This window comes from Nocardiopsis sp. ATB16-24, assembly GCF_030271535.1.
Lineage (GTDB): Bacteria > Actinomycetota > Actinomycetes > Streptosporangiales > Streptosporangiaceae > Nocardiopsis.
The window spans coordinates 22331-34866 of record NZ_JASCXJ010000009.1 but is presented as its reverse complement, the minus strand read 5'-3'; the positions used below and the strand labels follow the sequence as shown (position 1 = coordinate 34866).

The following is a 12536-nucleotide window of genomic DNA, read 5'->3' as shown; positions in this document are numbered from 1 at the left end:
GGCACGACACGACACTCCAGCGCCACCCCGCGCTGTCCGATCACCCCAGGAAGGAAACCCCCATGCCGAAGGTGCGTTATCTCGCCCTCGTCGCGGCGCTGGTGATGGTCACCAGCGCCTGCGGTGGCGACGGCGATGACGATCGGGGCGAGGCACGCCAGGAGGTGGCCTCGCTGGCGGCCCAGGACCTCAACCCCGCGCCCCGCGAGGGCCTGAAGGAGGGCGGCACCTTCGTGTGGGCTCTCAGCGCCTATGACGAGCAGCACAACATGTGGCACGTCCAGGGCAACCAGGCCAACGTGCGCCTTGTGACCGCCGCGGTCCTGCCCGACCCGACCCGCTACGACGCCGAAGGACTGCACTCGCCCAACACCGGCTTCGTGCTCGACTACGGGGTCAGCGCCGACGGCCTGGAGGTGTTCTACGAACTCAACCCGGACGCCGTGTGGTCCAACGGCGAGCCCATCACCTCTGAGGACTACCACGCCCAACTCGAGACCGTCAGCGGTGAGCGCGAGGGGGACTGGGAGCTCGGTGGCACCGCGGGCTATGACCAGGTCACAGAGTTCGTCCCGGGTGAGGACGACTACTCCTTCACCCTGAGATTCGACGAACCCTACTCCGAGTGGCCGTCCCTGTTCTCCCCGCTGTACCCCAAGGAGTACATGGAGGACGACGAGCTCTTCAAGGAGGGCTACGTCAAGGACTACCCCGTCACCGCGGGACCCTTCGGAGACGTGGAGTTCGACGACGTCGCCGAGCGCATCACCATCAAGAAGAACGAGGACTGGTGGGGCACCGAACCCCTGCTGGACGAGATCGTCTTCGACGCCATGGCCGGCGACGCCATGGCCGGTGCCTTCAACAACGGTGAGATCGACGGCTTCTACCTCGGTTACGACGCCGCCGGCTATGAGCTGCTCAAGGACCGCGAGGGCACCTACTTCACCGAGGCGGTCAACAACGGCCAGCGCTTCGCCGCGCTCAACGGCGGCAGCCCGCGCCTGGAGGACGTCCGTGTCCGTCACGCCGTCTCCCTGGGACTGGACCGCGACGCCCTGGCCGAGGTCGCCCTCGGCTCGGTCGACTGGCCGATCACCGGTGAGACCAACCGTCTGCTGAGGTCCAGCCAGAACGGTTACCAGGACAACAGCGAGGGCTACGGCGAGTACGACCCCGAGCGGGCCGGGGAGTTGCTCGACGAGGCGGGCTGGACGCTGGAGGAGGGTGAGCGGTACCGCACCAACGAGGACGGCGAGACGTTGACCCTGGACTGGGTGGCCTCCGATGATCTGGCCATCGCCATGGACGAGGCCGAGATCGGCCGTGACATGCTCGCCGAGATCGGCATCGAGGTCAAGGTCCGGCCGGTGCCGGGCAACGCCCTGTTCTCCGAGTACGTCATCCCGGGCAACTACGAGGTGGCCACCTACGTCCTCGTCGGCTCCAACCCCTACGCCGGGGACGCCAAGGAGAACTACAGCATGCCGAACGACGACGGCGAGTGGGGTAACAACCTCTCCCGTATCGGCACCGAGGAGATCGACGCCAAGTTCGACGAGATGCGGGCCGAGACCGACCCCGACCGCTACGCCGAACTGGCCAACGAGATCGACCGCCTGCTGTGGGAGGAGGTCGTGAGCATCCCGTTCTTCGAGCGTCCGGGTCTGTACGTGATGAACGAGAAGCTGCACAACTGGGGCGAGTTCGGGCTGGCCTCCGGCTACGTCTACGAGGACATCGGCTGGGCCGCCGAGTAGGACGGTGACGGCGGCCTTCACGGCACGCCGAACCCACGGAGCGGAGGGCGCCGGTCCCAGGTCGGGACCGGCGCCCTTCGCCGTGTGTTCTCCGAGCGCCCCCGACACTCGGCCCGGGTTGGGGCCGCGGATCCGGCTGTGGCAATGTCTAGTGCGGGTTCGGCCCTGTTCGCAGGGATATGTGCTTATGGTCATCCCCCGTGTCGAAAACGACCACAAGTGCGATATCAGCGAGGTGGGGACCCTTCCCTCCCCCCATCATCCTGCTCGTTGGAAAGCCTGCGATGAGACCCCATCCGATCGCCGTCGTGACCGTGGCGGCGCTGCTGTGCGTCGCTGTGACCTCCTGCGCCCCCGAGGAGGGGGCAACGGCCGTGGAGCCGCCGGACGGTGCTCCGACCGACACCGCGACGACCGAGGCCGACGAGGCCGAATCCCCGTCGAAGGAGGAGAGCGACGAGCCGTTCCCGTTCGGGACCCCCGTCGGTTGGGCGGCCGAACCCCTGGAACGGGACGGAGAGGAGCACCCGGGCGTGGTCGGCGGAAGCGCGGGAGAGACCGTCACGGCCTCCGACGCCGACGAACTGGCCGACCACCTGGCCGCCGAGGAGCCGCTCACGGTGCGGGTCGAGGGAAGGATCGACCTGGAGGGGGAGGTCGAGGTCGGATCCGACAAGACCCTCGTCGGTGTGGACGGCGGCGCCGAGCTGACCGGGGGCCGACTCGTGGTCGACGGCTCGGACAACGTCATCCTGTCCAATCTGAGCATGGAGGCCGAAGGAACCGCGATCACCGTGAGCGGAGGCGCGCACCACGTGTGGGTGGACGGGTCCACCTTCTCCGGAGGCGGCGATTCCTCCCTGATCTCGGTCACCGGCGGGGCCGACCACGTCACCCTGTCCTGGAACCATTTCCGTGACTCCGAGTCCGCGATCACCATCGGCGACGCGGAGGACGAACCGGGCGCGTTGAGGGTCACCGTGCACCACAACCACTTCGACGGGACCTCGGGCCGTCACCCGCGGGCGCGGTTCGCCGAGCACGTGCACGTGTTCAACAACTACTATCACTCCAACCCCGAGTACGGGGTCCAGTCCGGTCGTGACTCCAACGTCCTGGTGGAGGGCAACTACTTCGAGAGGACCCGGCTGTCGGTGTCCACCGAGGAGGAGCGGCCGGGCAACGTGGTCACTCGTAACAACCTGCTGGTGGACTCCCGACAACCGGACCTGCGCGGAGACGTGCCCGATCCCCCCTATGCCTACGAGCTGGACGACACCACCAACGTGCCCGACGTCGTCGTCGCGCGGGCCGGGATCAGCTGAAGGAGTGGTACTCGTAACTTTCCCCGACACCGTTCGGTGCGAGGTAGTCGAGTCGTCGCGGGTAGCCCCGTTCGTCGATCCACAGGTCGAACGAGGCCTCCTCCACCACGGTGAGGGTGTTGCGGCCCGCCCCGGGGTCGAAACCGCCCAGCATCGTCGTGAAGGTGCCGGTGTAGTGGTAGGCGCTGTGCGTGGCGCTCAGACCCGGCCACTCCAGTTTCACCTCCTCCGGGCCGGTCAACGCCAGGTCGGGGGAGGTGTCGAGCACCTCGCGCAGTTTGGCCGAGCCGAAGTCCCGTGAGCACAGGTAGCGGTCGGCCGCCTCCGGTGGATCCAGCAACTTCAGGCCCTGACCGGAGGTCATCATGAGTCGGCCGCCGCCCATGTCGTAGCGGTACACGCTCCGGTCGTCCGCGGTGGTGAAGGCGTGGTCGAACTCGGGCGCGGCCCCGGCGCGGTAGACGGCCTCCCCCCGCCCCGCCTCCTCCGGCTCCGAGGTCTCCCGGAGGGAGTCCGAAGCGGTGACCGGACCCTCGGAACCGGCCACGCCGTCGTAGGCCACGAAGGTCATGTGGAAGGCCGAGGCCGACTCCACCAACTCCACCGAGGTGGACAGGTAGGCCTCGGCGTCCTCGGGGACCGCGTCCCGCGAGCCCGGCCCACTCCGGGGTGGTCGGGACTCGGGACCGTCGTCCGCCTCCACCGGGCGTTGCGTGTCGCCGATGGCCAGCCGTGCCACACCCCACCCACTGGCGACCACCGCCAAGCAGGCCAGCACCACGAGGACGCGGAGCGGCCAACCGGGCTTTCCTCCGGAGGGGGAGGGGTGCTCGTCCGGAGTGATGTGCGGCATCGACGGCATCGACACGGCCGGGGCCTCGTTTCTGCGGATCGTCGTGGGGGTTCGCTGCTCGTCTTGTTCAGGGGATCGGAGAGTGACGGTTTGTACGACGCGGTGACGTACCGTTTCGTTCGATCGCCGCACGTACGTGATCGCCGCCCGCCCTCACGAAGACGAGCACCCAGTCGCGGTGGGGTGAGTCCACGAACGCTTCCAGAAAGCCGAACGTGCGTGTCCGCGACAGCCTTCGCAGGGCTTCCGTCCCGGCGTGCTCCCACAGCGTCCGCACCGCGGCCCGGGCCACCGCGGTCGAGGTGAAGGAGGGGTGGAGGAAGAGTTCGTACAGCTCATCGCCCTGCAATCGCAGGACGGTGGCCTCCAGCACCGGTGAGTCCAACATCCCCAGGAGGGCCAACGCGCAGTCCACGCGGGCCGGTGGGGTGGGCGCGGGCACCGCATGCGCACACCGCAGGACCGCTTCGGCCGCCGCCGCCGGATCCAGTCTCCAGTCACCGTCCAGTGCGAGGTCGCGGCTGATTGTGGTCCCGTCACTATCGGGATTTGCGGCCCCGCCGTCCGGCGTCTCCTCGGCACCGGACGGATCACCGGCGGAGTCCAGCGCCCGGTGCACGGCGCCGCGCAGGTGTCCGGGCAGTGCCTGAAACGGCCCGAAGGCCATGACGCCGAGGCAGACCACGACCAACAGCAGGGCCGCGTACTCCAGCAGGGCGTTGCCCCGGTCCATGCCCGGCCCCTTCTCTCCCACCGGTGTGCCGCCGCGGTGTCAGGTCCCGCGGTACCGGTCCTCGCGAAGACCACCGGACCGGCGGAGCGCGTCCCTGTCCCGGGCGGGCACACACGGCGGGGCACTCGGAGGAAGAGGAGGGAGCCCCGGGTCGGGAGGAAGGACGGCGGGCGGGGACCCGCTCACCGACCGTCATGACCTCCAGGTTGGGCGAGGCCGCGCCTCCGTGCAAGGCCCCGCCGAACCTGTGGACGGTCCCCCGCGAAGCCTGGGGAGGCCGACGTCAGCGCATGTCGCCCACACCCGCCGCCAGATGGATGTGGTCGATGTGGTTCTGGGTGTTGTCCCGCCTGTCGTCCATCCGGCGCCGCACGCTCTCCCAGGGGCCGATGGGGTCGCGCGTGGCGTTCCAGATGTGCTGTTCGTAGATCACGCCCTTGATCCCCAGCTGCCGGGAGTTCTGGATCGCCCAGTTGATCACCTGGACGGCGGTGGCGTGCATCTCGGGCGTGGGCACGCCTCCCAGGCTCGCCATCATGTAGTCCACGGCCTCACCGGTGTGGTGGTCGCTTCCCGGCTCCTCGCGCCGGCCGCCCGCACTGAGGTAGAAGCCGCCGAACTCGGCCTGGAGGCGCTCGTGCACCGCGCACATGATCGGGTGCAGGGCGCCCAGGGAGGAACAGTCCACCATCGGCCCTCCACCGAAGACGAAGCTCGGGTTGAACTTGTAGCGGCCCTCCTGGTCGACCAGGTGCACGTCGATCAGTCCTTTGGCGGTGCGGAAGTCGGTGATGGTCGCACCGCCGCAGATCAGGTCGCCGCCGTCCCGGCCGCACTCGGGGGAGACCCGGACGACGGCGATGGCCGAGGCGTTGCCGACCACGGTGCGGGTCTCGTCCTCGGTGCCGTCGCAGACCACGTCGTTCCAGTGCCGGGAACCGTCCTCCTCCAGTTCCTTCTGGCACACGGCTCCGCGCACCTCCACCCGCACGATGTTGCCGCTGCGTCCCATGACGTTGTCGCTGGCGCGGATGGAGGTGAGCACAGCCCCGTTGGCCCGGGCGTACTCCTCGGCGCGTCCCTTGGCGACCTCCTCGTCGAACCAGGGCATGGGGTACACGCCCTCCACCATGTCCCGTGCGGCCTTGTCCTGGAGAGCGCCCACCGCGGCCAGCGCGGCGGCGTCGGCGGCGGTCTGGGTCCGGGAGCGCGAGTCGTTGGCGGCGCCCACCCTCACGAACAGCAGTGTCAGCGCCAGCAGGGCCAGGGTGAGCCCGAACAGCAACAGGATGCCGGCCTGTCCGTCGTCTCCGCGGCCTGACAGGCGTAGTCGGGGCCGCGGGGCCCGCTGGGGAAGGATCCTTCGCAGTCCCATGCCTTGTCCGTGGGGGTCGACTTCCGAGGGAGGGGAGTGCGGTCGCCCGGTTCCGGGGGAGCACCGTGCGTGGTGATCATGTGACCGGAGGACGACACCCCGCTCGGCGAAGCTTATCCGGGCCGGCTCGGCGGCGGTAGGGGCTGTGGACGGTGATCGTCGCGCACGGTGACCGGAAGGACGTTCGTGTTGGTGAAGAACGGGAGAAGTGAAGCGAACTAAGGCTTTTGTCCGTATTGCGATACATAGCCGAGCGAGCGCCCGAAAAATGAAACCCGTATTTTGTCCGAATATCCGTCCGCGCATGGGCCGAACACAGGAATATGGACTCTGAACGGTGCGCGTTCGGCGGAGGACGCCGCGACGCCCGATTCATCGAACCACGGCAGCAGATGGAGCGAAGACGAGAAGATGGACCCCCGTAAAGCGATGACCCCCGTCGAAAAGGACGAGTCCCTCCGCCGGATCGGGACGGATCTGCTTCGGGCAGCCCCCGACGACTGGGTCAAGCTCCGTCTCGTGTACTCGGGGCTGGGCGCCTACGAGGCGGCCGGATTCGAGGTGATGTTCGAAGACGGACGCAGCACCGGATGCGTGCCACCGCTGGCCGCCCTGGAACTGATGCGGGAACTGCGGGCGGGAATGTACACCGAGGGGAAGGGCACCTGGTACACCGCCTACTACGAGGTCGGGCGTCCAGGCAGTTACCGGGTCCGCTACGACCACGAGAACGAACCCCACTTCGACGAGCCCCTGGACAGGGCCGGCTGCCTGCTGGACCTGGAGTTCTTCCCCCGGGACGAGGAGTACGTGCCCGATTGGCTGTGGGAGTACCTGGAGGGCGACCGCCTGTCGGGGGCCGCGGTCGAGAGCGCCTCCCCGTGGAGCGGACTGGCCACCGCGCCGAGACGAGCGCCACGGACACGCATCGCACCGGGCGACATGACCCCCGAGGAGATGATGGACACCGTCCAGGAGATCGTCGACCGCACGATCGCCGGAGTGTACGGACAGTGGAGCGAGCTGGTCATCGAACGCCGAGGTCTGGTGGGAGTGTCCTGCTCGCGCCTGATGGTGCGCAGGGAGGACGGAGGCTTCGAGTGGGACCTGCTCCTGCCCGAGGTCGGGCGGATGCTGGACCGGCTGCGCACGGGCATGTACCAGCCGGGGAAGGGAACGTGGTTCACCGCCCGCCTCACGGTGGACGGGTCACGCGAGATCGGGGCGCACTTCGACCACGACACCCCGCCCGAGTTCGACGTCGAGCCCGACCCCCGCAGCTTCCACCACGACATCCAGTGGTTCCCGCGCGGCGCCGACCATCTGCCCGACTGGTTGCTGGACAGGCTCAGCCTGGCCCAGCGCATGATCCGCACAGGAAGTCCCCGACCTCGGGCCTAGGAACGCGGATGGAGGCGGCGCGGGCCGAAGGAGAGGACCCGCACCGCGTTCACGGCAGCCTTCGGCGCAGGGCCTCCCACACGTGGACGTCGGCGGCGGTGACCTTGAGGTCGCCGCCGCCCAGCGGAGTCACGGACACCGAGCGGACATAGGGACCGCGGTGCCAACGGCGCGCGGTGCGCACGGGAACCGCTCCCGCCCCCAGACGGCCCAAGGACTCGGCCGGCCCCACCAGGAGACGAAGACGCCACGACCGACTGAGCGCGGCGTCTCCCGCCTCCCCACGCGGCGGCAGCGGCAGAGCGCCCCTCACACGGCCGTCCGCGCCACGAGGGGAGGGGACGGGGAACAACGGGAAGCGCTGCCCGGCGCCGCTGCCGCGCACCACCTCCACGGCGTAGGAGGCCCCCTCCGGCAAGGGGGAGGACAGACGCACCTCCAAGCGCATCCCGTGCCCGCCGTACCCGGCGGGGCAGGCCCGCAGCTCACCCACCTCCAGCATCGGCGCCAACGGCGACGTCTGTAGTCCCAGGCGGTCGTTGACGGTGTAGTAGGGACGCACCCGCGAACCGGAACCGTGCTCGGGACGCACCTTCTGGGCGGGATACCTGATGATCTTCTTGTATCCCGTGACCCCGGCCAGGTGGCGTCCGACCGTGCACTCGCCTCCGTCGGACAGGACCAGACGCAGCTCCCACTTCTCCGACTCCCCCTCCCGGCCACGGACCACGGTCGCCGGATCGATGACCGCGGTGAAGCCGCCGTCGCCCTCCACCAGGGCGGGGAACTCCCTGCTGGTGTCGCGTGAGGCGCGCATGCGCACCACCATGCGCGCGTCGGCGTCCGGGACCCGCCGTCCCAGCACCCGCCCCCGAACGGTGATCCGTCCGTTCTCGGACTCCACGCCCACCACCTCCGCGTGGTGATCCGACCGGCGCGTGTGCAGGACCAACTCGCCCTTGGCCGAACGGGCGGGCACCACCAGGGCCAGCCGTTCGACCTCCTCGGGCGCGAGCGGATATCCGTGCTGGTGGATCTCCACGTCGCGCACGGGCTTCTCCTCGGAGCCGTCGACGCGCAGCACCTCCCATGTGCGTGGGACCAGACGGTCGCGCGCGGCGTCCACGACCACGCTCCCGTCCGGACCCACGGCCGACTCCACCCTCCGCCCGGAGCCGACGAGCGCCACCGCGTCGGGAGGGTCGGGGAAGGACAGCGTCACGGTCCCGTCCGCGCCCGCGTTCACCCGACAGGAGGCGGGAGGCTCGGGACGGGGCACGGGCACCGCCGGACCCGGAGGGGGAAGCGACCGGCCGCTCAGGTCGGAGAACAGCCGCTCGTGCTGGAGGACCACGTTGGCGGGATCGAACCTCTCGGAGTCCGTCAGGGCCGCGGACGACATGCGGCGGCGGAGCCCATCGTCGGCCATCAACTCGGCCAGGCCCTCGGCGATCCCCGAGACCGACTTGTTGGGCACCAGCAGCCCGTCCTCGTGGTCATGGATGATCGAGGCCGGCCCGTGGGGGCAGTCGGTGCTCACCACCGGCAGCCCCGACCGCATGGCCTCGACGATCGTCATCCCGAACGGCTCCTCGCTGGAGGTGGTGGCCGCGAACGACCCCTGTGCCCAGACCTCCTCCACGCGCGGATGGGCCCCCATCAGCCACACACGGTCCTGGAGCCCCAGGGAGTCCACCAGTTTGGCCAGCGCGGCGCGTCGACCACCACGTCCGTAGATGCGCAGGGTCCAGTCGGGGAACTCGTCGCTGACCATGGAGAACGCCTGGACCAGCAGGTCGTGGCGCTTGCTGGGCGCGAGCCTTCCGGCGGAGACGATGGTGCGGGTGTTGTGGCCGTTGGCCGTGAAGGGCGGTGCGGGCACCGAGTTGGGGATGGACGACACGTGCACCCCCGGCAGCGACATCCTTCGGCGGTAGGTGCGCGCGTCGGCCTCGGTCACCGTCACGAAGGCGTCCAGATGCGGGTACTCGGCCTCCATCACGCGGCGCAGCGCCTCGTGGTGCTGTTCGTAGGTCAGGTGCTCCTGCCCCACCTTCAACGCGTGTGAAGGAGCGGCCCGGGCGATCACCACGTTCAGCCCCGGCCGAGTCCCCACGATCACGTCGGCGTCGGTGGTGGCCAGGTACCTCTCCAAGCGCTCGTCGGTCAGGCGACTGTGGTCGGGGCCGCGTGTGTCCTCCTCCGGGTAGAGCAGCGGAGGCACACCGGCCCTTCCGTCGCCCTCGTAGAGCGGACGTCCCCCGTCTCCGGTGCCGTGGGACTCGTCGTGGTCGCGTATGTCGACGAGGGGGATCAGGCGTACCTGCTCGGGCACCGGAAGGGCGGGTTTCTCGCGATGGCGGAACACGGAGACGATCTCGACCTCGTGTCGTGCCGACAACGCCGCCGCCTGATTGGCGACGGTACGGATCGTTCCGCCGATGCCGTACATGTCGTGGATCAGATAGGCGATCTTCACAGAGCCCCCGTGGTCTCGGCGCCGCCCCGTGGCCGGAGCGGCGGCGCTGCCCGTTCACGGCCCCGAGGTCCCCTGACGGGGGAAGAGCGGGAGAAGAACGAGCAGGCTATGGACATCGCCTAGACAGAAATGCCCTTTATGTCTGATGAGTCCCGAAGATTTACCGTGCTCTGTGGTTCTTTTGCGGAACTTTCACGCGCCGCGAAAGCGACACGCCCGAAGTCGGGGGCGGTGTTCGTGTAGGCGTGTCGCGGATGCGCGGGGAAGGGGCGTGGAAGTGACTGACGGCACCGTTCGTCGCGGGGCGTCAGTAGGTGCGGGTGTCCTCCCAGTAGGCCCAGGCGACGCAGGGGGTGCCGTGCTCCTGGGCGATGTGGTCCAGTCCCCAGTCGATCTGGACGGACGGGCTGTCAGGGAAGCCGGAGGGCATGGAACCGTGTCGCGCCGGATTGAAGCCGGAGATGCCGTGCTCGCCGGTCGTGGGATTGACGAGGGTGTGGTCCCAGTGGGAAATGGCGCTCCACAGGTTCTTCAGGCACCCCCACTCGGTGTCGGTCCATCCTCGCTGCTCGGCCCCGTGCATGGCGAGGGACTCGTTCTCCAGGGCGTTGGAGTTGCCGCCGCCCCACTCGTATTCCTCGGGCTCCTCGGGCCTGTCGGCGTCCACCCAGGTCTGCTCCCCGCATCCCGGCCCTTCGACAAGGCAGACCATCTGTCGAACCCCGTTGTTGAAAGTCCGGCTGAGCTCGAGTTGGTAGACCGCGACCATGATCGCCGCGACCAGGATGGTGACCGCAGCCATTTCGACGAACGCCGCGCCCCGGTCCCTCGCGGACCCACAGGCGGGGCGCAGCGGGGAAAGGAGGCGGTCGGTCCGGAAACGGCCTCGCGATCGGGACGCCCCGGCGGAGGGGGAGCGAGGGGGAACCTTCGAGCGGGGTGAGCGAGGTGAGCGGGGTGAGCGGGAGTGGTGAGAGGTGGGCAACGCCGCCTCCTGCGGGTGGGTGTGGGGGAGTCTCAGGAGATGGGGATGTCTTCGATGGGGTCGAACCCCGGGATCTCTATAGTGATCGATTCGAGATCTTCAGGCACAGAGTACATGGACCAATATGTGACGGTGGATCTTGGTACTGCTGTTTCTTGTAGTTGAACTGAATATTCGCCGGAGCAAAGACAGTAATTTTCGCCGTCCATTACTGGGTGAAATCGCTTTCCTTCTTTGGGGTCAAAGGCGGTGACGCCAGCAAAATTTGGCCCTGAGTAAACATATGAGTACTGATTTAGCCAGGAAAGTACAACATGGTTGTCGCCTGTATTATAGATCCCCCAAGTAACAGATAGAAGGTTGCCTTGCTGGTTTCGGTAAGCTTCATTTACCTCTGCCACTAACTGTCTTGACAAATCATTAGTTCCATTGGAGCTCCCGAGGATCGCAAGATCACTGTTTTTAGGTGATGAGGAAGCTGCGCTCATTCCCGTAGTGGTCAGGGTTAAAATAACTGTGGCTGATATTAAGAGTGTGAATAGTCTCTTAATTTTCACTGTGTACTCACTCATTTTTCGAACGTGACACTGACTCTCCGGTTGCGTTCGCGCCCTTCCTCCGTGTCATTATCAGCGATCGGATCTTCTGCTCCGTGGCCCTCAACATTGAAGGTGACTCCCTTTCGGGTGACCAATTCTCGTAGAATCTTTTCTACGGAACTAGCGCGATCAAGAGATAGAGGAATGTTGACCGAATCGCTTCCGGTGTTATCAGCATGTCCGTCTATTTCGACCATGTTAGAGCTTGCACCGTTGATCTCCGTGGCGACTTGTTCAAGTATATCTCGAGCTTCAGGGCTAAGTTCTGCGCTATCCGTTTCGAACAGAACATCCGAGGAGAGGATGATGCTAATTTCTTCGTTGTTTTCTGTCCTCCCGGTTTGATCTTCCGTGTCATCAGAAATAAATGTTAGATCTAGGATTTCTGGCGAGGATAACCCTTGGTTTTCAAGTGTCTCTGAAGATTGCGTTATAGGGATATCTATTAGTGGAGGAGTGAGAGGTGTAGTTATGGTTAGTTTCTCTACGTCTTCTGTGACGGGTAGAGGGAAGGCGACCCACATATTTTCAGTTGCTCCGCTGGAGATTTTTCCGTCCCATGTTGAACAGAAGCAAGATCCATCGCTCTGTTCATAGCTTAACATTCTTTTTTGATTTTTAGCGTCAATAAGAGTTATTCTGCTGGCAGTATTTGGTTTTTCGTCTACAGTGAGTCCAAAATTGAGAACAAAATCGGAATCGGATTTATTGGTTACCCCAAATTTAAGCCTTAGTAGTCCAGGTGAGACGTTTTCGAGTGCGTAAATATCTATTTGCAGGTCACTGCCAATTTCCGTAGAAGATGAGGTGGTGCTGGCCAAGATTTCTTTTAGATTTTCTTCTGTTTTATTTTGTTCTTGTGAGGACTGTTCCCTCTCTGTTTTTTCAGAGGGTGCCCCCTCGGAATTAACGACACACCCGGAGGTGATAAGAGTGAGAGTCATGAGTGATGCTAAAGAGCGATTTGAGGCACTCCCATCTTTTCTTTGTGGGGGGCAGGGTGTCTGTTTCTTATTTTTGCGCATG

10 protein-coding genes are annotated in these 12536 nt (G+C 66.1%); 3 read left to right on the top strand and 7 right to left on the bottom strand.

Annotated elements, in window-relative coordinates; all coding sequences use genetic code 11:
• Positions 1 to 62 precede the first annotated feature (62 nt).
• Together PFX91_RS11970 and PFX91_RS11965 are read left to right on the top strand one after the other, a co-directional pair.
• Entirely contained in the window at positions 63 to 1760 is a 1698-nt protein-coding gene (locus PFX91_RS11970) for an ABC transporter family substrate-binding protein (RefSeq protein WP_285731581.1), read from the top strand.
• 284 nt (positions 1761 to 2044) lie between these two features.
• Positions 2045 to 3085 (top strand): pectate lyase family protein, encoded by a 1041-nt coding sequence (locus PFX91_RS11965; RefSeq protein ID WP_285731580.1) that lies wholly within the window; start codon positions 2045 to 2047, stop codon positions 3083 to 3085.
• On the opposite strand, the gene PFX91_RS11960 is transcribed toward PFX91_RS11965, so the two are convergent.
• From PFX91_RS11960 to PFX91_RS11950, 3 genes are all read right to left on the bottom strand, one after another.
• The gene (locus PFX91_RS11960; protein WP_285731579.1) at positions 3078 to 3938 is read right to left on the bottom strand and encodes a hypothetical protein; all 861 of its coding nucleotides are present in this window, start codon (positions 3936 to 3938) and stop codon (positions 3078 to 3080) included. The two genes, PFX91_RS11965 and PFX91_RS11960, sit on opposite strands and share 8 nt — an antisense overlap.
• 67 nt (positions 3939 to 4005) lie before the next feature.
• A complete protein-coding gene (locus PFX91_RS11955; RefSeq protein WP_285731578.1) occupies positions 4006 to 4671 on the bottom strand; it encodes a hypothetical protein in 666 nt (221 codons plus the stop codon).
• A 283-nt stretch (positions 4672 to 4954) separates the two neighbouring features.
• Positions 4955 to 6046: a VldE C-terminal domain-containing protein gene (locus PFX91_RS11950; protein WP_285731577.1), complete on the bottom strand. Its 1092-nt coding sequence runs from the start codon at positions 6044 to 6046 to the stop codon at positions 4955 to 4957.
• A gap of 429 nt (positions 6047 to 6475) precedes the next feature.
• Here PFX91_RS11950 and PFX91_RS11945 point away from each other — a divergent pair, with 429 nt between their 5' ends.
• Positions 6476 to 7447, top strand: coding sequence for a hypothetical protein (locus tag PFX91_RS11945; protein ID WP_285731576.1), 972 nt, complete (start codon positions 6476 to 6478; stop codon positions 7445 to 7447).
• Positions 7448 to 7496: 49 nt separating this feature from the next.
• Here the strand turns inward: PFX91_RS11945 and PFX91_RS11940 are convergent, their stop codons facing one another.
• From PFX91_RS11940 to PFX91_RS11925, 4 genes are all read right to left on the bottom strand, one after another.
• On the bottom strand, positions 7497 to 9926 hold the full coding sequence (locus tag PFX91_RS11940; protein ID WP_285731575.1) for a glycosyltransferase family 4 protein: 2430 nt from the start codon (positions 9924 to 9926) through the stop codon (positions 7497 to 7499).
• 307 nt (positions 9927 to 10233) lie between these two features.
• The gene (locus tag PFX91_RS11935) at positions 10234 to 10728 is read right to left on the bottom strand and encodes an aggregation-promoting factor C-terminal-like domain-containing protein (protein ID WP_285731574.1); all 495 of its coding nucleotides are present in this window, start codon (positions 10726 to 10728) and stop codon (positions 10234 to 10236) included.
• Positions 10729 to 10943: 215 nt separating this feature from the next.
• Positions 10944 to 11483, bottom strand: coding sequence for a hypothetical protein (locus PFX91_RS11930; protein WP_285731573.1), 540 nt, complete (start codon positions 11481 to 11483; stop codon positions 10944 to 10946).
• Positions 11480 to 12535, bottom strand: a complete 1056-nt coding sequence (locus tag PFX91_RS11925; RefSeq protein WP_285731572.1) for an OmpA family protein — start codon at positions 12533 to 12535, stop codon at positions 11480 to 11482. Before PFX91_RS11925 ends, PFX91_RS11930 begins: the two co-directional genes overlap by 4 nt.
• Position 12536 lies beyond the last annotated feature (1 nt).

Bases quoted from the DNA above. Each gene is read 5' to 3' on its own strand.
- PFX91_RS11970 (WP_285731581.1), top strand. From the start codon at position 63: ATGCCGAAGGTGCGTTATCTCGCCCTCGTCGCGGCGCTGGTGATGGTC.
- PFX91_RS11945 (WP_285731576.1), top strand. From the start codon at position 6,476: ATGACCCCCGTCGAAAAGGACGAGTCCCTCCGCCGGATCGGGACGGAT.
- PFX91_RS11955 (WP_285731578.1), bottom strand. From the start codon at position 4,671: ATGGACCGGGGCAACGCCCTGCTGGAGTACGCGGCCCTGCTGTTGGTC.
- PFX91_RS11930 (WP_285731573.1), bottom strand. From the start codon at position 11,483: ATGAGTGAGTACACAGTGAAAATTAAGAGACTATTCACACTCTTAATA.
- PFX91_RS11960 (WP_285731579.1), bottom strand. From the start codon at position 3,938: ATGCCGCACATCACTCCGGACGAGCACCCCTCCCCCTCCGGAGGAAAG.
- PFX91_RS11950 (WP_285731577.1), bottom strand. From the start codon at position 6,046: ATGGGACTGCGAAGGATCCTTCCCCAGCGGGCCCCGCGGCCCCGACTA.
- PFX91_RS11965 (WP_285731580.1), top strand. From the start codon at position 2,045: ATGAGACCCCATCCGATCGCCGTCGTGACCGTGGCGGCGCTGCTGTGC.
- PFX91_RS11935 (WP_285731574.1), bottom strand. From the start codon at position 10,728: ATGGCTGCGGTCACCATCCTGGTCGCGGCGATCATGGTCGCGGTCTAC.
- PFX91_RS11925 (WP_285731572.1), bottom strand. From the start codon at position 12,535: ATGCGCAAAAATAAGAAACAGACACCCTGCCCCCCACAAAGAAAAGAT.